The following is a 19733-nucleotide window of genomic DNA, read 5'->3' as shown; positions in this document are numbered from 1 at the left end:
ATGACATATCCCGCAAGCCTGCTTGAACCCGGGATGCTGGTGCGCGCGCCTGAAAAGCCGGAGTGGGGGGTTGGACAGGTCCAGTCACGGATCGGCACACGCGTGACTGTCAACTTCCAGCATGAAGGTAAACTAACCATTGACGCAGAACTTGTCCCACTCGTTCCTGATACTGACATCTGACCGATGTACTTGTACGCATGCTGCACACAGCCATATGCTGAGTCAATCACTCTGCTTGCAATCTGCAGTATAAGTAACGGCAAAGCAACAACATGTCCCTGAGCCTCGTCCAAGACCATGAAAACGGGTCAGCACCCGCTCCGCAGGATCGGCGCCTGCAGCTGCGCCTTGCAGCCACCGCGCAGGACCGGCTGGCCGCGCAGCGTCTGCGCTATGATGTTTTTGTGGCTGAACGTGGCGGTGACGGGGTTCTGGTCGATCATACCGCGCGGCTGGAGCGGGACCGCTTTGATGAATTCTGTGACCATCTGCTTCTGATCGACCCCGCGCGCGACCCGGAGTCATTGCGCCATGTGGTGGGTGCCTATCGGCTGATGGATCAGGCTGCCGCCGCGCGGGCCGGGGGGTTCTATTCCGCAGCAGAATACGATCTGTCGCCCCTGATCGATTCGGGGCGGCGCTTGCTGGAGCTGGGGCGATCCTGTGTGCACCCTGACTATCGGGGGGGCACGGCGGTGTTCCTGCTTTGGAACGGGCTGGCCGATTATGCGCTTTCGCGCGGGATCGATCTGTTGTTCGGCGTGGCCAGCTTTCCGGGCACTGATGTGCAGGCTTTGGCGCAGCCCCTGTCCTGGTTGCACCATCACCACCTGGCACCGGTCGCGCTGCGTCCGGAGGCGCTGGGTGCGGCCGCCCATCGGATGGACCTGCTGCCGCCCGAGGCGCTGAACCGGGCCGCTGCGCTTGACGGGATTCCGGCGCTGATCCGGTCCTATCTGCGGCTGGGCGGCAGCGTCGGCGAGGGCGCCTTTGTGGATCATGCCTTCAATACGACCGATGTGCTGCTGCTGCTGGATGTGGCGGCCATGGCCAGTCGCCGCCGCGGCCTCCAAAGCCGACATACCCTCGTGCGCTGACTGTGCAGACCTGGCAATCCCCCCAGCCACCGCCACGGACGGCGATCTCGCCGTTGGGCTGGGCATTGGCCGCGCTGCGCGGCGCGGCGATTGCGCTGTTGATCGGCCTGGGGCTGGCCCTGCTGTTGACCTTGCGCCTGGCCGAGCGTCCGCTCTTCGGTCTGCGCCGCCCGGTCACGCCCTTCATCACACAAGGGGTCTGCCGAGCCACGCTGCGGATCATGGGGGTGCGGCTGATGCTGCACGGGCAGCCCATGGTCCAGCGCGGTGCATTGGTGGCGAACCATGCCTCATGGCTGGATATCTTTGCACTGAATGCGGCGCAAAGGGTGTATTTCGTGTCCAAGGAGGATGTTGCGGGCTGGCCCGGGATCGGCTGGCTGGCGCGGGCCACCGGCACCCTGTTCATTCGCCGCCATGGCCGTGATGCCGCACGCCAGAAACTGCTGTTCGAGGCAAGGTTGCGCGCGGGGCATCGGCTGCTGTTCTTTCCCGAAGGCACCAGCACTGACAGTCTGCGGGTTCTCCCGTTCAAGACCGCGCTTTTCGCGGCCTTCTTTGCGGAGGGTCTGCGCCATCTGATGCATGTGCAGCCGGTCAGCGTTGTCTATCACGCTCCCGATGGTGCCGATCCGCGCCTCTATGGCTGGTGGGGGGATATGGAGTTCGGCTCGCATTTCCTGTCGGTCCTGGCCCGGTGGCGGCAGGGGCGGATCGAACTGGTGTTTCATCCGCCCCATGCAGTGGCCGACGCCCCGGACCGCAAGGCGCTGGCCGCCTGCTGCGCGGCCGATGTGCGCGCCGGGCTGGAGCGGGCGCGGGGGGCTGCGGTCAGATCATCCTGATCACATCGCGGTCGATCGCCAGCACATAGCCCTGCCGTGTGATGTTGCGGATCAGAACCTCGCTGACCAGCTGGTTGCCCAGGGTGTCGCGCAAGCGCTTGATGCGCGTGGCCCCCGATGCCTCGTCACATTCCGCACTGTCGCGCCCTGAAATCATCGCCTCGATCGCCGCACCGCTGAGGATATCGCCATCCATCCGGGCCTCGGCCAGCACGGCCAGGGTTTCGATGGCGGCCTGGGTCAGACGGAACTCCATGTCGTTGATGGCAACCGTGTTGGTGGCGCGGCTGATGACCAGCGAGGACACCTGAATCCCCGCCTTTTCCACCTGCGCCATGCGCCGGTTCAGCACGATCAGCGTGGCCACCAGAACCAGCGACGTGATCAGCAGCGCCGTGGCAAAGACCATGAGCACAAAGATCACGACCCGGTAGGAGGCCAGGGTTTCGGCAAAGGCCGTGCCCGACAGCGCCAGGATTTCCAGCAGCTTGATTTCCGCCTGGGTGGTCAGGTCCTGTTCGACAAAGATACGCTCGACCCGGGCGTTGAAGGCGCCGGCATCGGGCAGGTTGTAGAACAGCAGCACCGCCGCCACCAGCAGGATCACCACAATGGCAATCATGCCCCAGACGACCGCCCGGCCCCCCCTGCGCGACAGGTCAGTTGCGGAGATGGATGGCCCCTGCACGCGACCTCCTTTGTGCAAAACCGTCTTCGCCAAAGGTGGACTCGATCTGCAACAAGGTCCAGCCGTGTTCGGCCAGCACCGCCCCGGCATGGCGGGCGGCGGCAGCCGGATCGCCGCAGGCCTGGGGCGGCAGTTCGACAATGCCGTATTGCAGCCGCAGCGGGTTGTCCTGCTTGGCCTTGTAATCCGCATAGCATTGCGCGGCGGCCGGTGCGGCCGCCAGCACGGCGATCAGGACAGCGATGGTGAGGGCGATGTTTCTCATGCGCTGACGATGCCGCGCCACGCGCTGACAATCAATATCACCGGGCCAGGCAGGTGCCTGTTATCCGATAACCGGCGCACGATATTGAGCGACAGCCTCCTTCGGGCGCACCCTTTGGCAGATAGTCGCGGGCGGCCTGCGTTGGCGGCGCGCACGGGAAGGAAAGGACAGGATGATGCTGATACCTGCAAGATTGACCGGGCTGGGGGCGGCGCTGGCGCTGGCCCTTGCTGCGGCCTTGGCAATACCCAAACCGGCGAAGGCCGCCGATGATGACCTGATCGCCCTGCTTCTGGGGGCGGCGGCCGTGGCCGTGATCGTCCACAGCTTCAGTGACCGACCCAGTGAGCGCGCGCCGGGGCGCCGCCAGGATGCCCGGACACTTCCGGACCATTGCCTTGAAACCCTGCGCGTGCGCGGGCGGCACATTCAGGTCTATAACGCCCGCTGTCTGGAGCGCGCCGGTGTGCGCCGTCTGCCGCGGCAGTGCATGGAAACCATCCGCACCAACCGGGGTGAGCGGCGCATCTATCGCGAGGGCTGCCTGGTCTCGGCGGGCTTTCGTTCGGAAAGCCGGGCTGCACCGCCGCGCCAGCAGCACCCCCGGCGCGATGCTCATCTGCCCCGCGAATGTCAGATCACCTATCGCATCCGCGGCGCGCGGACGCAGGGGTTCGATGGTGCCTGCCTGCAGCGCGCGGGTCTGCGCAACCTCCCCGACCGCTGCGCCCTGCGCGCGCAATATGGGCAGGGGCAGATGACCCTCTATAACGCGCAATGCCTGCTGGAGGCAGGGTATCGGAGCGAACCTGGGCGGGGGCGCTGGTAAGCGCCCTTTCCTGCCCCTTCCGCCCCGCGCGCGTGTGAGGGCAAGATCCCGGGCGCCCCCGATTCCCCATTGCGAAACCGCTGCGTTCGGGCGATCCAGAGCCATGGTCGCCCGTTCCCCCGATGACAGTTTTGAAACCCGGCTGCGGCAGGCCGGGTTTCACCGCATTGCCGGGGTCGATGAGGTCGGGCGCGGCCCGCTTTGCGGCCCGGTCACGGCGGCGGCGGTGATCCTGGACCCGGCGGCCATTCCCGAGGGGCTGCGGGACTCCAAGACCCTGAGCGCTCCGCGGCGCCGTGTGCTTCATGCGGCGCTGATGGGCTGCGCCGAGGTCTCGATCGCCCATGCCGATGTCGAGGAAATCGACCGGCTGAACATCCTTCAGGCCAGCCTGCTGGCCATGCGGCGCGCCATTGTCGGGCTGCGCCGCCCCCCGTGCCATGCGCTGATCGATGGCAACCGGTTGCCCCCGGGCCTGCCCTGTCCGGCGGAGGGAGTGGTCAAGGGCGATGCCCGCTGCCTGTCGATTGCAGCGGCCTCGATCGTGGCCAAGGTCGCGCGCGATGCCATCATGGCGGATATGGCGCGCCAGTATCCGGGCTATGGCTGGGAGAGCAACGCAGGCTACCCGACGAAGCGTCACATAAATGCCATAGCAGAATTGGGCGTCACCCCGTTCCATAGGCGTTCGTTCAAGCCGATCCGCAATATCTTGTGTAAAGAGCATTAAATAACACCCTGATTCAAAAAAGAAATTGACGGCGAATCGGCTTTGACTCATCTTATGGCCCAACAACAAGACACGCCGGAACAGGCGGTCGAACGAGGCAGAGATGACAGTGAAAACCCCCAAGGTGGGCGCCGCGGCGCTGCCCCTGAACCAGATTCTGGCCGGCGATTGCATCGAGGTCATGCGCAGCCTCCCCGAGGGCAGCGTGGACCTGGTCTTTGCCGATCCGCCCTATAACCTGCAGCTGCGTGGCGATCTGCACCGCCCCGACAACAGCCGCGTGGATGCTGTCAATGACGCCTGGGACCGGTTCGGCAGTTTCGAGGCCTATGACCGCTTTACCCGCGACTGGCTGGCGGCGGCGCGGCGGCTGCTCAAGCCCGGCGGGGCGATCTGGGTGATCGGGTCTTATCACAACATCTTTCGCGTCGGCGTGGCGATGCAGGATGCCGGGTTCTGGATCCTCAACGATGTGGTCTGGCGCAAGTCCAACCCGATGCCGAACTTCCGGGGCAAGCGGCTGACCAACGCCCATGAAACCCTGATCTGGGCGTCGAAATCCGAAGGTGCGAAATACACGTTCAACTACGAAGCCCTGAAGGCCCTGAACGAAGGGGTGCAGATGCGCAGTGACTGGGTGTTGCCGATTTGCACCGGGCATGAACGGCTGAAGACCGAAAGCGGCGAAAAGGCGCATCCGACCCAGAAGCCCGAAAGCCTGTTGCACCGGGTGCTGGTGGGCAGCACCAACCCGGGCGATGTGGTGCTGGACCCGTTCTTTGGCACGGGCACAACCGGCGCAGTGGCCCGGATGCTGGGGCGCAGCTTCATCGGGATCGAGCGCGAGGCCACGTACCGCGACGCCGCCACGAAACGGCTGGAGAAGGTGCGCCCGCTGGACCGGGCAGCGCTGGAGACCACCACCTCGAAACGGGCCGAGCCGCGGATTCCGTTTGGCCAGCTGCTCGAGCGTGGCCTGCTGCGGCCCGGCGAAATGCTGGTCAGCCCGCGCGGCAAGGCGGCGAAGGTACGGGTCGATGGCTCGCTCGTCAGTGCCGAACACCGCGGTTCGATCCATCAGGTGGGCGCCGCATTGGAAGGCGCGCCATCCTGCAATGGCTGGACCTACTGGCAGTTCAAACGTGACGGAAAGCTGATCCCCATCGATATCCTGCGCCAGCAATTGCGGGCCGAGCAGGGTCAGGCCTGAAACGGAGATACCTGAGGCGTCACTGGCAGAGGCTTCACATCAGTTACCGCCGTGCCCGGAACTACCCCTTTCGGGCACCACTGACCCCGCCGGTTTCGGCGGGGTTTTTTTTGTGCCTCCGTCGTGATGGCCGAAAGCGGGCCACATGCGCCCCCGAGCCGCGCCCACCTTCCCACCCCGCGCGCCTGCGGCGGGCGCTGCACGGTGCCGCGTACCGTGCAGAGAACCGCCGATACGCGCGCGATGCGTTTGCGCGGGACGTCAGTGACGCCGCAGATTTGAAGCTGATTCGTGGATTGCAGCGTATTGGCCCGCGGGGCGATACGACCAGAGGTAGCCGGGCAGGACAGAGTCCATGGGCGTGGGTTCGATCCCCAGATCTGCAAAGCCGCGCGCGCCTTCGGCAACCACGTTGTCGCGCCGCAACTGGCGGACCTGATCGCGGGTGAGCAGCGAATTGGTGAACAGCCCCAGTGTCATCACCTGCAAGGCCCCCAGCACCGTCGCCATGGCATTGGCCACAGGGAAGGGGACATTGACGATAAGCCGTTTGCGACGAACCTCGTCCAGCATCATCTGCATCAGCTCACGGAAGCTGCCGACCTCGGGGCCGCCCAGTTCATAGATGCCGGGTTCGGCGCGGCCCAATATGCCCTGGACCGCCGCCTGGGCGACATCATCGACATAGACCGGCTGGAAGCGGGTCGATGCGCCCACCAGGGGCAGCACGGGGCCAAAGCGGGACATGCCGGCGAAGCGGTTGAAGAAGCCGTCCTCGGGGCCGAAGATGATTGACGGGCGCAGGATCATGGCCCGGGGAAAATGCTGAAGCACACCCTCTTCGCCGAGCGCTTTCGTGCGGGCATATGCGCTGTCGGACCTTGCATCCGCGCCGATGGCCGAGACATGGACCATCTGCGCCACGCCTTCCTCGGTGGCGAGTCTGGCCACCCTTGCGGGGCCTTCGGCCTGCACCTGGTCAAAGCGATTCTTGCCGACCTCATGCAGTATGCCGACGCAATTGACCACCGCATCGGCGCCCTGCATCACCGCCCGCACCGAGGCGTCATCGCGGATGTTGCACAGGACAGGCTCCACCTGTCCCACCACGCCATAGGGGCGCACGTGGAGGGCCTCGTTCGGGCGGCGCACGGCCACGCGCACGCGCCAGCCTTCCATCGCCATGCGCCGGGCGATGTAGCGCCCCACAAAGCCCGAGCCGCCATAGATCGTGACCAGTTTCGACATGCTATCCTCCGCCAGCGGATTTGCCCTTGAATACCCCCCGCCCCCTTGGGTCACAAGGATTTTCCCCGGTCATGGGAAGGTGGTGTGATTTTTCTTTTGCGCCCCGTTGACACTTCTGGAACTCCCTCGTAAAGACCCTCTCACGCAACCTGCCCAGGTGGCGGAACTGGTAGACGCGCTAGCTTCAGGTGCTAGTGCCCGTACGGGCGTGGAGGTTCGAGTCCTCTCCTGGGCACCATATTCAAGGCCACCGGCAGGATATGGGAAGTGGTTTGGGCAGGTTGCGGTTTTTCAGACATACCCACACATCCGGCGCTGATGGCGATGATTGCGCCGTTGGCATGGCAGTTTTCGCCGGTCCTTGCAGGTTGATTCGTGGCGCCTGCGACTGCTAGGGACCATGCAGCGCCCGCAAGGCAGTCCTGCGGGGGTTCCATTCCCCCTGTGCGAAGGAAAGCACCGTGACGATCCATACCCATTTGCATGATCTGCCCGATGAATTGGACCTGGGCCCCGTGGTGGCCATTGACTGCGAAACCATGGGGCTGAATCCGATCCGTGACCGGCTGTGTCTGGTGCAGCTTTCGGCGGGGGATGGCGATGCGCATCTGGTGCAGATCGCGCAGGGGCAGACCATGGCGCCGAATCTGGTCCGGCTGCTGGCCGATCCGGAGGTGTTGAAACTGTTCCATTTCGGCCGGTTCGACATTGCCGCCATGGCCCATGCCTTTGGCGTGGTGACCGCGCCGGTCTATTGCACCAAGATCGCCTCGAAGCTGGTGCGCACCTATACCGACCGGCACGGGCTGAAGTACCTGCTGGCGGAACTGCTGGGTGTGGATATCTCCAAGCAGCAGCAGACGTCGGATTGGGGCGCGGCTGAGCTGAGCGCGGCACAGCGGGAATACGCCGCCTCGGACGTGCTGCATCTGCACCGCCTGCGCGGGGCGCTGGACGCCCGGCTGGAGCGCGAAGGGCGTGTTGAGCTGGCTCGCAGGTGCTTCGAATTCCTGCCCACCCGCGCTGCGCTTGACCTTGCAGGCTGGCCCGAGACCGATATCTTCGCCCATTGACCCCAGACCCGGTGGAGCCCGGCAGCATGCGCGATACCTACTCCAGCATCGTGGCTGTTCTGAAGGTGGCGCTGCCGCTGGGGGCGTTGGCGCTGATGTCGACGGTCTTCCTGATCTCACGCAATATCGATCCGGAACGCGCGGTGGCCACGGCGACGGTGGATATCGAATCGCTCGTGCAGGAGCCGCGCATCTCCGTTGCGCGCTTTGCCGGTGTGACCGATGGCAATGCCGCGCTGACGGTGATGGCCGATACCGCGCGCGCCGACCCGGATGAGGGGTTCCGGCTGGATCTGACGGTCCTGAGCGGGGCGCTGGAAACCCCGGCCGGGCAACGCACCGATTTCACCGCACGCCATGGCAGTCTGGATCAGCGCGCCAACCGTGTGGTCATGGAGGGGGAGGTGTCGTTTCACAGTGACCCCGGCTATGTCCTGCAGGTGGACCGGCTGACGGCGGCGCTGGATCGTTCGGGCATCCTGGGTGAGGGCAATGTGCGTGGCACGGGCCCGGCGGGCGCCGTGCAGTCCGAGCGGGTGCTGCTGACGCCTTCGGACCGGCAGGACGGGTCTTATGTGCTTGCGTTTACCGGCGCGGTCAGGCTGATATATGACCCGATGAACTGAAGGAGCCGTCCCATGTTGCGATCCCTCAAGGGTGCCGCTGCCGCCGGGGTGATCCTGGCGCTGGGGTCTGCGGCCCTGGCGCAGGGGACCAGCTTCTCGCTGGGTGGCGCGCGCCATGACGCCACTGCCCCGGTCGAGTTGTCCTCGGACCGGCTGACAGTGGACCAGGCCACGGGCGAAACCGTGTTCACCGGCAGCGCCGTGATTGCACAGGGCGGGTTGCGGCTGTCGGCCGACACCATCCGCATCGTCTTTGCCGAAAGCGGCACTTCAGGCGCGCGCCGGATTGACCAGCTCAACGCCAGCGGGGGGGTCACGCTGGTGACCGATGATGAGGCCGCCGAAGCGCAGGCCGCCGAATACCGGGTGCCGCAGGGGCTGATCATCCTGACCGGCGATGTGCTGCTGACGCAGGGCGCCAACATCATCTCCGGCGACCGGCTGGAGGTTGATCTCAACAGCGGGCAGGGCAGCATGGAAGGCCGCGTGCGCACGATCATTCAGCCGGGCCGTTGACGCGAATGACGGATGGGGATGAACCGGGCACGGGGCTGCGCGTCAGCCGGTTGAAGAAAAGCTACAAGCGGCGTGTGGTGATCCGGGATTTCTCGCTGGAACTGGGCCGGGGAGAGGTCGTGGCCCTGCTGGGGCCCAATGGCTGCGGCAAGACCACCTGCTTCTATTGCATCGCCGGTCTGGTCAGCCATGAAGGCGGCGCGGTCTATATCGACGGGCAGGATGCCACCGGCCTGCCCATGTATCGCCGCGCCCGCCTGGGGCTGGGGTATCTGCCGCAGGAAATGTCCATCTTTCGCGGGCTCAGCGTGGCCGACAACATCATGGCAATTCTGGAACTGACCATCCCCGACCGCTTTGCCCGCCGAGCGCGGCTGGACGGCCTGTTGCAGGAGTTTTCCATCGAACATCTGCGCGATTCCCCTGCGCTGGCGCTGTCAGGGGGCGAACGAAGGCGCGCGGAAATCGCCCGTTGCCTGGCCTCGGACCCCAAGTATGTGCTGCTGGACGAACCCTTTGCCGGGGTTGATCCCATCGCCGTGGGCGAGATCCGCGAACTGGTGGCCGATCTGAGAACGCGCGGCATCGGTGTTCTGATTACCGACCACAATGTGCGCGAAACACTTGAGATCGTGGACCGGGCGTATATCCTGCACGACGGGGTAGTCCTGATGAGCGGAACACCCGCCGAGGTTGTGGGTAATGCGGATGTGCGGCGTGTGTATCTTGGAGAGCGCTTCACCATGTCCTGAGGAGGTGACTTGGGCCGCGCGATGAGACCTTCTCTGGCGCCAAGGATGTCGACCGCTCTGGCGCTGGCTCCGGCGCTGCGTGACGGTATGCGGTTGCTGCGGCTGAACCAGCAGGACCTGGCCGAAGACATCCGTGCCGAGCTTGCCCGCAACCCTTTTCTGATCGGCGACTGGCCCACACCCCGCTCGGCCGCGGCGCAACCCGTGCCCCTGGAGTCGGTTCCCACGCCGGCGCCGTCGATTTTCCAGCGCCTGTGCACCCAGATCGAACTGGCCGCGCTGCCCTGCGCCGTGCGCATGCTGGCGCTGCAACTGGTGGGTGAGTTGCGCGAAGACGGCATGCTTGATGCCACGGTCGTGGACCGGATGCTTTCGGCCGGGGCGAACCCGGCCCGCCTGCAGGCGGCGCTGGAGGCGCTGCAGAGCTGTGATCCGCCGGGTGTGGGCGCGCGTAGCCTGACGGAATGTCTGGAGTTGCAGTTGCGCGACATGGGGCTGGACCCCGATGCCGCCCGGCACACCGTTGCCGCGCTACCCTTGCTGGCTGGCGGTGATCTTCAGGGCGCGGCGCAGGCGCTGGGATTGAGCCCGGCGCAGACCCGCGTGCGTCTGGCCATGGTGCGCCGTCTGCGCGCGACGCCCATGCAGACCGGCCCGGAGCGGACAACCACCGTGCCCGTCGAGGCCGTGGTAACCCTGGCGCGGGGCCGGACCATGCAGATCGACCTCAGCACCCGGACCACGCCGCGCCTGCGGCTGGACCGGTCGATGGTTGCCCATGCCCGCGCCACGGGCTTCGGAGGGGATCTGCTGGACCGGGCTGAGGCGCTTCTGGCCGCTCTCAGCTTTCGCCACGACACCCTGCGCAGGGTGATCGCGGGACTGGTCGAATACCAGCACCGGGCCCTGACCGATGGCATCGAATGGCTGCGCCCGCTCACCCGCCGCGCGCTGGCGCAGCAGCTTGAACTGCATCCCTCGACTGTATCGCGTGCCGTCGCGGGCAAGGCGATCGAGGCCCAGGGCCATGTCTGGCAACTGGCGGCGCTGTTCTCCAACGCCGTGCCACAGAAGGACGCCGGCGGCGCGGTCGCGGCAGCACGGGTGCGCAGGCGCATAGCACGGATGATTGCCGAAGAACGCCCGGAGCGTCCGCTTTCCGATGCTGCGGTCGTGGAGCAATTGCGCACCGAGGGCGTTGACATCGCCCGGCGAACTGTCGCCAAATACAGGGAAACGATGCGCATCCCGGGTTCCGCCACACGCCGCGCGAAAGCAGGCAGCAAGGCGATCCGGCAATCGCAGGAACAGGCGCATTCAAACCGTGGCCAAGGGGGCGGCAACCGCCGTTGATCGAGGTCACATACCAGAAGGAGAGGCACATGCGGTATCAGATCAGCGGGAAGCAGATCGATGTGGGCGAGGCACTTCAGACGCATGTCAGAACGGAAATGGACCTGATGCTGGAGAAATATTCCCAGCGCCCGACCGATGCGCTGGTGATCTTTTCGCGCAATGCCCATGAATTCGTCTGCGAGGCCACGGTCCATCTGTCGACCGGGCTGACCGCTTCCGCAAAAGCCCATGCCACGGAAATCTATAGCGCTTTCGACAAGACGCTGGAAAAGATGGACAAGCAGCTGCGCCGCTACAAGCGCCGCCTGAAGGATCATCACCGGGTGCGCAGCGCACCGGTTGAATTCGCGGGCGCACCATCGTATATCGTCGCCGGCCGGAATGAGACAGATGAGGTCGAGCCTGCGGATCTGCAGCCGGTCATCATCGCTGAAATGGAAACCCGGATACCGTCGCTTTCTGCGGGAGAGGCCGTGATGCAGATGGAACTTGCGCAATCCCCCGTTCTGGTGTTCCGCAATGAGCGGCACGGTGGGTTGAACGTGGTCTATCGCCGTGATGACGGCAACATCGGCTGGATTGACCCGCAACACTGACCCATTGACCCATGGCACCACCCGGCCCTGTGATCGGGCCGGGTGTGGCGCAGGAGGAAGAACTCATGGACATGTCGTGCCTGCTGAAGGCCGAAGCCGTGCGTGTGATCGGCAGCCCGTCAAGCAAGAAACGCCTGTTTCAGGAACTGGGCGAGGTCGCGCAGGCCGTCTACGGCCTGAACGCCGGGGCGGCCATCGATTGCCTGCAGGAGCGCGAAAGCCTGGGCCCGACGGGCGTGGGCCACGGGGTTGCCCTGCCGCACGCGCGCATTGATGGCCGTGACACGGTCTGTGGCGTGTTCGTGAAACTGGAGCGCCCGTTCGATTACGGATCGGTGGACAAGGCGCCCGTGGACCTGGTTTTTGCGCTGTTTGCGCCGCGCGATGCCGGGGTGGAGCACCTCAAGGCGCTGGCCTATGTCTCGCGCACGCTGCGTGACCCGGCGGTCTGCGCCAAGCTGCGGGCCAACAGCGAACCGCTGACCCTGCATGCGATCCTGTCCAGCGCAAGCAAAAGCAAGGCGGCCTGACGCTTTCCTGCGCCGTTGCCAGGGCTGCGCTTGTCTGGTCGCTATCCTGCGCGCGGTCGACTGGGGCAGCGCCTGTCCATCCGGCGCGCGCGAAGGGGCGGGTTGATCCGGCTCAGCCTTGGCCAAACCGTTCGCACCAGGCGGGGGGGCCAATCCCGCCGGACGGGCTGGCCGCATGCACGCCACGGGCAATGGCGCGGGACAGGCAGGCGGCAGCGGCATGGCCCAGCAGCACAGGATCGACCGGCGCCCGGGCGTGGCCGGTGGCCATGGCAAAGATCAGATCTCCGTCCAGGGGCGTATGCGCCGGAACAATCGCGCGGGCGATGCCGTCATGGGCGCTGGTGGCCAGGCGCTGGCATTCGGCCTTGTCCAGGGCGGCATCGGTGGCAATGATGGCGATGGTGGTTGCCTCGCCCGGGCGCTTGGTGCGGAGCGGGACACCCGGCGGATAGGTCGGCGCCGGGCCCAGCCCGCCGAATTCGGCCCCTGATTCGAAGGGCGCGGCCCAGAAATGCGGCCCATCACCGACCGTGGCTGCGCCTACAGCATTCACCGCGACCAGCGCGCCGATGGTGACCCCGTCCTCCAGCCGGACCGAGGCTGAACCCAGCCCGCCGCGCAACCCGGCGACGCTGGCGCCATGGCCCGCCCCGGCGCTGCCGATGGCGAAATCCCGCCCGGCGGCGTCCAGCGCCGCCCGCCCCAGGGCGCGGTAGGGGTTGGTGGTCCAACCCTTGTCGCCGCCGTTGAGCAGATCGAACAGGATCGCCGCCGGAACGATCGGAACCCGGACGTCCCCCACCGCAAAACCGCGTCCCGCCTGTGCCAGGGCGTCCATCACCCCCGAGGCTGCGTCCAGCCCAAAGGCGGACCCCCCCGAGAGCACCAGCGCGTCCACCTCCTGAACCCTCTTGTCCGGCGCCAGAAGATCGGTTTCGCGCGTGCCCGGCGCACCGCCCATCACATGTACCGAGGCGGGGCAGGGGGCGTCCGGCACCAGAACCGTGACACCGGACCGCAATGTCCGATCTTCGGCATGGCCGACCCGCAGCCCGGCGACATCGGTGATCAGGTTGCGCGCACCTGGTTGCAAGGGGAGGGGCGGCATGCGGGGTCTCCTTCCCGGGGCAGGAAATCAGGTCGTTGACCTTCCCCATATGCCACAAACCGGCATGCGGGGCCATGTGCCCAAACGCATTCGGGTCCGGGGGATGTCCCCGGACCCGTCTTTGAATTTTGTTGCGCTGGCTGGCGTCAGGGCTCGGTGCTATCGGGCTTGCCGCTGCCAGGCTGGTCGGGCTCGCAATAGGTCGACCAGCGCGTGCTGCCTTCGGGCGAGGGCAGATCCTCGGGCTTCCAGTTGCGGTGCAGATGGGCCTTGGCGATGAAATGGGCCACAACAGGCGCCGTCACAAAGAGGAAAAGGGTGATCATCAGCTCATGGAAGGTGATCCCCTCGGCGAAGAACAGAAAAAACAGCATCGAGGCAATCAGAACCCCGCCGACCCCCAGCGTGGTGGCCTTGGTCGGCGCGTGCAGGCGGGTCATGGGTTGATCCAGCTTCAACAGGCCGAAGGAGCCCACCAGCCCGAAGAACCCCGCCCCCACCAGCAGAACCGAAATGATGATCTCGCCGATAATGCTCATGTCAGCCCCTCATTCGATGATGTTGCCGCGCAGCATGAAGCGGCAATAGGCGACGGTGGAGATGAAGCCGACCATGGCGAAGAGCATCGACACCTCGAAATAGACCGGGGTGGCGTGCAGGATGCCGTAGAGGATCATCATGGCGATGGCATTGATCACCATCGTGTCCAGCGCCAGGACGCGATCGCCCACCCCTTCGGCCCGGGCGACCACCCAGATGTTCATCAGAAGCGCCACGCCGAAGCTGAGGATGGCAATATAGAGCGCAATCGTCATCATTCGAAAATCTCCTTCAGGCGACGTTCGTAGCGGTCCTTGATCTGGGCGACGACAGCATCCGGGTCATCGGTATCCAGGCAATGCACCAGCAGGGAATGGCCGTCCTCGGACAGGTCGCTGGACACGGTGCCAGGGGTCATCGTGATGGTGCCGGCCAGGACGGTGATCGCCTCGGGCGAGCGGAGGTCCAGCGGTACGGTCACCCAGCCGGGTTTCATGTCTTCATTGCGCTTGCCCAGGATGATCAGCGCCACCTGGATGTTTGCCCGCACGATATCCAGCAACACCACCAGCAAGTATTCGATGATCATCATCGGGTTGCGCAGGGTCGGACGCTCAGGCCAGTAGGCCGAGGTGACAATGGGGATGATGATCCCCAGGATCAGGCCAAAGACAATGGCGTTGAGGGTGATCACATTGACCAGCATCACCCAGACAATGGTGACCACCAGCGTCAGCCAGGGATGGGGCAGGAATTTGCGCAGCATTCCGGGGTCCTCCCTCAGTGGCCCATCACAGCGCCGATATAGGCGCTGCTGTCATAGAGTTGTCCGGCGGTGGCCTGCATGTAATCGGTCACCGGCCCGGCCGCCACAGTCATCGCCACGATCAGCGCCAGCAGCCCCAGCACCGCCGCAACCGGCAGGGCCACGGGCTGGGCCGGAATGGCCGCCATGGTGCCGTCCGGGTCAGTGGTCTCGTCGGCATGGGCCTTCCAGAAGATCTGGCTGCCGGCGCGGGCAAGGCCCACAATGGCGATGAGCGATGCAATCAGGATCGCGCCCCAGATCCAAGCCACGCCGCCCTGCTCGCGCACCGAATCGAGCACCAGCAGCTTGCCCAGGAAGCCCGAGAGCGGCGGCATCCCCGCCATGGCGATGGCCCCGGCAAAGAACAGCGAGGCGATCAGCCCGGTCTGCGCGATGGGTGGCAGAACCTGCAATCCGCAGGTGCCCCGGCGCGATTGCACCATGTCCACGATCAGGAACAGCACCGCCGCGGCAAAGGTCGAATGCACCATGTAATAGAGCGCGGCCAGCGTGCTTTCAGGCGTGAACGCAGCGACGGCAATGAACATGGTTCCCATGGAGCCGATGGCCGCAAAGGCCACCACCCGCGCCAGGTTTCCGCCCGCCAGCACCCCGATCATGCCGACCACCATGGTGATCACCGCCACAGGCATGATCCAGTCCCCGGGCATGGAGCCTGTCACCGCGGCATCGGGGCCAAACACCAGCGTATAGACGCGGATGATCGCATAGGCGCCCACCTTGGTCATGATCGCAAACAGGGCGGCCACCGGCGCAGGGGCGTGAACATAGGTGTTGGGCAGCCAGAAATGCAGCGGCAGCAGCGCGCCCTTGACCGCGAAGACCACCAGCAGCATGGCCGCCCCGGTGCGCAGAAGCGCCATGTCGGCCTCGGGCAGGGACTGGGCCCGGATGGCCATATCCGCCATGTTCAGCGTGCCGGTGACGCCATAGAGCGTGGCCAGCGCAAAGACGAACAGCGTGGACCCGGCCAGATTGTAGATCACATATTGCACACCGGCCTGCATCCGCAGCTTGCCGCCGCCATGGACCATCAGCCCGTAGGAGGCAATCAGCAGGATCTCGAAGAACACGAACAGGTTGAACAGGTCCCCCGTCAGCATGGCGCCGGTCAGGCCCATGAGCTGGAACTGATAGAGCGCATGGAAATGCGCCCCGCGCCGGTCCCAGTCGGTGCCCACCACATAGACCAGAACGGCCAGGGCCAGCAACGATGTCATCAGCAGCATCAGCGCCGACAACCGGTCCAGCACCATCACGATGCCGAAGGGCGCAGGCCAGCTGCCCAGTTCATAGACCTCGACCGTGCCGCCGGCCGCGGCGACCGTCAGCAGGATCGATATTCCCACCAGCGCCACGGTCGCGCCAAGCGACAGGATGCGCTGCAAGGTCATGTCATAGCGCGCGGCAAGCACGATCAGCGGCGCCATGAGCGATGGCAGGATGATCGGGGCAACAATCCAGTGCGACAACATCAGGCGCCTTCTCCGGTCTTCGTGGGCGTGTCGGTGGTCTGGTCAACCTCCGGCGAGGCATTCTCCATGTCCAGCGCATCCGTCCCCGAGGTGAGGTAGGAGGCCAGCGCCAGGATCACCGTCAGCGCCGTCATGCCGAAGGCGATCACGATCGCTGTCAGCGCCAGTGCCTGCGGCAGCGGGTCCGACCAGGGCCCTTCGTAGATCTGCACCGGTGGCTGGTTCAGGGTCAGCCGTCCGCTGGCAAACAGGAACACATTGACCGCATAGGCCAGAAGCGCCAGCCCGATCACTACCGGAAAGGTCCGCATGCGCAGCATCAGATACACGCCCGCAGCGGTCAGCAATCCGACACTGCTTGCAACGACGAATTCCATCTCAGTGCCCCTCTACCTTGGCCGCCGGCGTATCCGCGCGGGGGTCTATGTCCATGGCGTCCTTGTTCACCGAAACCGAGGTGTGCCGCCCGATCCGCGACAGCTCGGCCAGCGCCAGCATCACCGATCCGACCACGGTTAGGAACACGCCCACATCGAAGGCGATGGCGCTGGCAAGCTCGAACTCGGACAGTGGGGGGATGGTGTAGTAATCGAAGGCGCTGGACAGGAACGGCGCGTCATAGAACCACGACCCCACACCGGTGAGCGCGGCGATGATGATCCCGGCCGCAATGATGGCGTGATAGTCAAATCGCTGGCGCTTCTGTGCCCAGGTGAACCCCGAAGCCATGTACTGCATCAGCAACGCAATCGACACCACCAGCCCGGCGATGAAACCGCCGCCCGGCTCGTTATGGCCGCGCAGGAAGATGAAAACCCCCACGGTCAGCGCCACCGGCAAGATCACCCGCGTGGCCACGACCATCATCATGGGGTGGCGGTCGCCCGCACGGCGGAAATCGGGTTTGAAATTTGCCAGCCTGCGCGAAGCCGGACCCCGCAGCGCGGCGTCGATGATCGCATAGATCCCCAGCGCAGCCACGCCCAGAACGATGATCTCGCCAAAGGTGTCGAAGCCGCGGAAATCCACCAGGATCACGTTGACCACATTGGTGCCGCCGCCCCCGGGATAGGATTGTTCCAGGTGGAACCAGGAAATCGTGTCGTGGTCGCGGGTCATGATCGCATAGAGCAGACCCGTCACGCCCAGCCCGGCAAAGCCCGCGATGGCGCCGTCACGAATGCGCCGGCCGGGTGTGCTTTCAACCGGGGTTTCCTTTGGCAGATAATGCAGCGCCAGCAGCAGCAGGATCACGGTCACCACCTCGACCGACAGCTGCGTGAGCGCAAGGTCGGGCGCCGAAAGATAGGCGAAACCGATCGAGATGATCAGCCCGATCACGGCCACCATCACCAGCGACAGCAGACGATTGCGATGCACCATCAGGGTGACGATCGTTGCCGTGATGATCAGCAGCCAGCCGATGATGGGCACCACCGACATGGGCAGTGTCTCGCGCGTGCCGCTGCCATGGGTCCCGCCCATGAAAGCCGCAAAGCCGAACAGCACGGCCGAGGCGGTGAAAATCGCCAGATAGCGGGTCATCGCGCCGTCATGCAACAGGTTGGTCACCCGGTCTGCCCCGCGGGCGCAAAGATCGATCAGCGCGTCGAAGATTTCCTTGGCCTCGGGGCGGCGGGCATCGTTCCACAGTTCCTCGAACAGCGGGTGGAAGCGCAGCACCAGATACCCCAGCGCAACGGCCGCCACCGACATCAGGAGTGCAATGTTGAACCCGTGCCAGAGCGCAAGCGAGTAATAGGGCAGGTCGGTGCTGCCGATCACCGCACCGCCCGTGGTGGCTACCAGCGGGCCAACGATGGTGTTCGGGAACAGCCCGATCAGCACCACCAGCACCACCAGAAGCGCCGGCGACACCCACATGCCGAAGCCCGGGTCATGCGGCTTTGCCGGATAATCATCGCGCTTGGGGCCCAGGAAGACATGGACGATATAGCGCAGGCTGTAGGCGACCGAGAACATCGCCCCGATGGTTACCATCAGCCCGAAGAAGAAGCCCACATCTGCGGCCTGCTCCAGCATCATCTCCTTGGACAGGAAGCCGTTGAGCGGCGGTATCCCGGCCATGGACAACGAGGCCACCGTGGCCAGAACAAAGGTCACCGGCATCAGGGTGCGCAACCCGCCAAGGCGCTTGATGTCGCGCGTATGCGCCTCATGGTCGATGATCCCGGCGGTCATGAAGAGCGCGGCCTTGAACGTGGCGTGGTTGATGATGTGGAAGACGGCGACTACGGCAGCCACATCGGTGCCGATGCCGAGAAGCATGGTGATCAGGCCCAGGTGACTGACCGTGGAAAATGCCAGCAACCCCTTCAGGTCATCCTTGAACAGCGCAATCACCGCGCCCATGACCATGGTGATCAGCCCCGCACCGGCGACCAGCCAGAACCACAGATCCGTGCCCGAAAGCACCGGCCACAGCCGCGCCATCAGGAACAGCCCGGCCTTCACCATGGTGGCCGAGTGCAGATAGGCCGACACAGGCGTTGGCGCAGCCATGGCGTGCGGCAGCCAGAAATGGAACGGGAACTGCGCCGATTTGGTGAACGCCCCCAGCAGGATCAGCAGCAGCGCGGGCGCGTAAAGGTCCGACTGCTGGATCAACTCGCGGTTCTCCAGGATGACCGTCAGCTCATAGCTGCCGACGATATGACCCAGGATCAGCATGCCCCCGATCAGCGCCAGCCCCCCCATGCCGGTAACCGCCAGCGCCATGCGCGCACCCTGCCGACCTTCGGGCAGGTGCCGCCAATAGCCGATCAGCAGGAAGGAGGACAGCGAAGTCAGTTCCCAGAAAATCAGCAGAAGCAGGATGTTGTCCGACAGGACAATCCCCACCATAGCGCCCTGGAACAGCAGCAGATAGGTATAGAACTGGCCCATCGGATCGGATTTGGCCAGATAGAACCGCGCATAGGTGATGATCAGCAGCCCGATCCCCAGGATCAGCCCGGCAAACAGCAGCCCCAGCCCGTCCAGAAAGAAATTCGCATTCAGCCCCAACAGCGGCATCCAGGTGATCTGAGTCTGGATCACCTCACCCTGCAGCACCGCAGGCGCGTGCAGAAGCAGACCGATCAGCGCCAGCGCCGTGACCGATCCGGTGGCCAAGGCGCAGGTGTTGCGGCCAGCGCGGATCATGATCCCGGGAAGAAGCGCGCCAAGGAAGGGGAGCGCAGCAATCAGAGCAAGAGACATGACTGTTGATGTTCCGTTCTTTTTCCGGCCCGCCGGGGCGTGAATGTAACGATCTGGTGATCAGTTGTGGTATACCCAATCCCACAACCGGCAAATCCGAGTCAAGGAAATCCGCCCGAATTCTGGCAGAATCACTCTCTGTCCGTGGGGGCAAACTCCAGAATCAGAGACCGGTTGTAAAGCGGATTACCC

At 65.0% G+C, this 19733-nt stretch carries 23 protein-coding genes and 1 tRNA gene; 14 read left to right on the top strand and 10 right to left on the bottom strand.

The annotated features are described in order from the left end of the window. The 3 genes from HUK65_RS05815 (at position 1) to HUK65_RS05805 (ending at position 1945) form a co-directional block, all read left to right on the top strand. On the top strand, positions 1-183 hold the full coding sequence (locus HUK65_RS05815; protein WP_179905196.1) for a DUF3553 domain-containing protein: 183 nt from the start codon (positions 1-3) through the stop codon (positions 181-183). 92 nt (positions 184-275) lie between these two features. Next, positions 276-1100: a GNAT family N-acetyltransferase gene (locus HUK65_RS05810; protein ID WP_179905195.1), complete on the top strand. Its 825-nt coding sequence runs from the start codon at positions 276-278 to the stop codon at positions 1098-1100. Between the two features lie 2 nt (positions 1101-1102). Then, positions 1103-1945: a lysophospholipid acyltransferase family protein gene (locus HUK65_RS05805; RefSeq protein ID WP_179905194.1), complete on the top strand. Its 843-nt coding sequence runs from the start codon at positions 1103-1105 to the stop codon at positions 1943-1945. Here the strand turns inward: HUK65_RS05805 and HUK65_RS05800 are convergent. Continuing rightward, positions 1932-2618 carry a winged helix-turn-helix domain-containing protein gene (locus HUK65_RS05800; RefSeq protein ID WP_407692414.1) on the bottom strand — a complete coding sequence of 229 codons (687 nt, stop codon included), beginning with the start codon at positions 2616-2618 and terminating at the stop codon, positions 1932-1934. The genes HUK65_RS05805 and HUK65_RS05800 overlap by 14 nt on opposite strands. Next, a complete protein-coding gene (locus tag HUK65_RS05795; RefSeq protein WP_179905192.1) occupies positions 2605-2898 on the bottom strand; it encodes a hypothetical protein in 294 nt (97 codons plus the stop codon). The genes HUK65_RS05800 and HUK65_RS05795 overlap by 14 nt, the downstream gene beginning before the upstream one ends. A gap of 172 nt (positions 2899-3070) precedes the next feature. Between HUK65_RS05795 and HUK65_RS05790 the strand changes: the two genes are divergently transcribed. From HUK65_RS05790 to HUK65_RS05780, 3 genes are all read left to right on the top strand, one after another. Then, a complete protein-coding gene (locus HUK65_RS05790) occupies positions 3071-3727 on the top strand; it encodes a hypothetical protein (RefSeq protein WP_179905191.1) in 657 nt (218 codons plus the stop codon). Between the two features lie 103 nt (positions 3728-3830). After that, the gene (locus HUK65_RS05785; protein WP_179905190.1) at positions 3831-4457 is read left to right on the top strand and encodes a ribonuclease HII; all 627 of its coding nucleotides are present in this window, start codon (positions 3831-3833) and stop codon (positions 4455-4457) included. Between the two features lie 103 nt (positions 4458-4560). Next, on the top strand, positions 4561-5667 hold the full coding sequence (locus tag HUK65_RS05780) for a site-specific DNA-methyltransferase (RefSeq protein ID WP_179905189.1): 1107 nt from the start codon (positions 4561-4563) through the stop codon (positions 5665-5667). A 261-nt stretch (positions 5668-5928) separates the two neighbouring features. Here the strand turns inward: HUK65_RS05780 and HUK65_RS05775 are convergent, their stop codons facing one another. Then, complete coding sequence (locus HUK65_RS05775) at positions 5929-6915, bottom strand: complex I NDUFA9 subunit family protein (protein WP_179905188.1); 987 nt, start codon at positions 6913-6915, stop codon at positions 5929-5931. Between the two features lie 151 nt (positions 6916-7066). On the opposite strand from HUK65_RS05775, the gene HUK65_RS05770 reads away from it, so the two are divergent. The 8 genes from HUK65_RS05770 to HUK65_RS05735 all read left to right on the top strand — a co-directional run bounded on the left by HUK65_RS05770 (position 7067) and on the right by HUK65_RS05735 (position 12364). Then, positions 7067-7153 (top strand) — tRNA-Leu (locus HUK65_RS05770). Positions 7154-7376: 223 nt separating this feature from the next. Beyond that, entirely contained in the window at positions 7377-7988 is a 612-nt protein-coding gene (locus HUK65_RS05765; RefSeq protein ID WP_179905187.1) for a ribonuclease D, read from the top strand. A 26-nt stretch (positions 7989-8014) separates the two neighbouring features. Continuing rightward, entirely contained in the window at positions 8015-8614 is a 600-nt protein-coding gene (locus HUK65_RS05760; protein ID WP_179905186.1) for a hypothetical protein, read from the top strand. A 12-nt stretch (positions 8615-8626) separates the two neighbouring features. Further along, positions 8627-9130: an LptA/OstA family protein gene (locus tag HUK65_RS05755; protein WP_235441789.1), complete on the top strand. Its 504-nt coding sequence runs from the start codon at positions 8627-8629 to the stop codon at positions 9128-9130. 5 nt (positions 9131-9135) lie between these two features. Next, entirely contained in the window at positions 9136-9882 is a 747-nt protein-coding gene (gene lptB, locus HUK65_RS05750; protein WP_179905185.1) for an LPS export ABC transporter ATP-binding protein, read from the top strand. Between the two features lie 45 nt (positions 9883-9927). Further along, on the top strand, positions 9928-11235 hold the full coding sequence (locus HUK65_RS05745) for an RNA polymerase factor sigma-54 (RefSeq protein WP_179905184.1): 1308 nt from the start codon (positions 9928-9930) through the stop codon (positions 11233-11235). A 29-nt stretch (positions 11236-11264) separates the two neighbouring features. Beyond that, positions 11265-11834 carry a ribosome hibernation-promoting factor, HPF/YfiA family gene (hpf, locus tag HUK65_RS05740; RefSeq protein ID WP_179905183.1) on the top strand — a complete coding sequence of 190 codons (570 nt, stop codon included), beginning with the start codon at positions 11265-11267 and terminating at the stop codon, positions 11832-11834. Positions 11835-11899: 65 nt separating this feature from the next. Beyond that, a complete protein-coding gene (locus HUK65_RS05735; RefSeq protein ID WP_179905234.1) occupies positions 11900-12364 on the top strand; it encodes a PTS sugar transporter subunit IIA in 465 nt (154 codons plus the stop codon). 112 nt (positions 12365-12476) lie between these two features. Here the strand turns inward: HUK65_RS05735 and HUK65_RS05730 are convergent, their stop codons facing one another. The 7 genes from HUK65_RS05730 to HUK65_RS05700 all read right to left on the bottom strand — a co-directional run bounded on the left by HUK65_RS05730 (position 12477) and on the right by HUK65_RS05700 (position 19541). Beyond that, positions 12477-13475, bottom strand: coding sequence for a P1 family peptidase (locus HUK65_RS05730; RefSeq protein WP_235441788.1), 999 nt, complete (start codon positions 13473-13475; stop codon positions 12477-12479). Positions 13476-13621: 146 nt separating this feature from the next. Continuing rightward, positions 13622-14014, bottom strand: coding sequence for a Na+/H+ antiporter subunit G (locus tag HUK65_RS05725; RefSeq protein WP_179905182.1), 393 nt, complete (start codon positions 14012-14014; stop codon positions 13622-13624). Between the two features lie 9 nt (positions 14015-14023). Beyond that, positions 14024-14293: a K+/H+ antiporter subunit F gene (locus HUK65_RS05720; protein ID WP_179905181.1), complete on the bottom strand. Its 270-nt coding sequence runs from the start codon at positions 14291-14293 to the stop codon at positions 14024-14026. Then, positions 14290-14781 (bottom strand): Na+/H+ antiporter subunit E, encoded by a 492-nt coding sequence (locus HUK65_RS05715; RefSeq protein WP_179905180.1) that lies wholly within the window; start codon positions 14779-14781, stop codon positions 14290-14292. The genes HUK65_RS05720 and HUK65_RS05715 overlap by 4 nt, the downstream gene beginning before the upstream one ends. Before the next feature lie 14 nt (positions 14782-14795). Then, on the bottom strand, positions 14796-16316 hold the full coding sequence (locus tag HUK65_RS05710; RefSeq protein WP_179905232.1) for a monovalent cation/H+ antiporter subunit D: 1521 nt from the start codon (positions 16314-16316) through the stop codon (positions 14796-14798). Positions 16317-16318: 2 nt separating this feature from the next. Next, on the bottom strand, positions 16319-16696 hold the full coding sequence (locus tag HUK65_RS05705; protein WP_179905179.1) for a Na+/H+ antiporter subunit C: 378 nt from the start codon (positions 16694-16696) through the stop codon (positions 16319-16321). A gap of 1 nt (position 16697) precedes the next feature. Then, positions 16698-19541: a monovalent cation/H+ antiporter subunit A gene (locus HUK65_RS05700; protein WP_179905178.1), complete on the bottom strand. Its 2844-nt coding sequence runs from the start codon at positions 19539-19541 to the stop codon at positions 16698-16700. Between the last annotated feature and the right edge of the window lie 192 nt (positions 19542-19733).

Origin of the sequence: Rhabdonatronobacter sediminivivens, from assembly GCF_013415485.1 — a bacterium.
GTDB lineage: Bacteria > Pseudomonadota > Alphaproteobacteria > Rhodobacterales > Rhodobacteraceae > Rhabdonatronobacter > Rhabdonatronobacter sediminivivens.
Note: the sequence above shows the minus strand (reverse complement) of the source record. Positions and strands in the feature narration are given on the sequence as shown.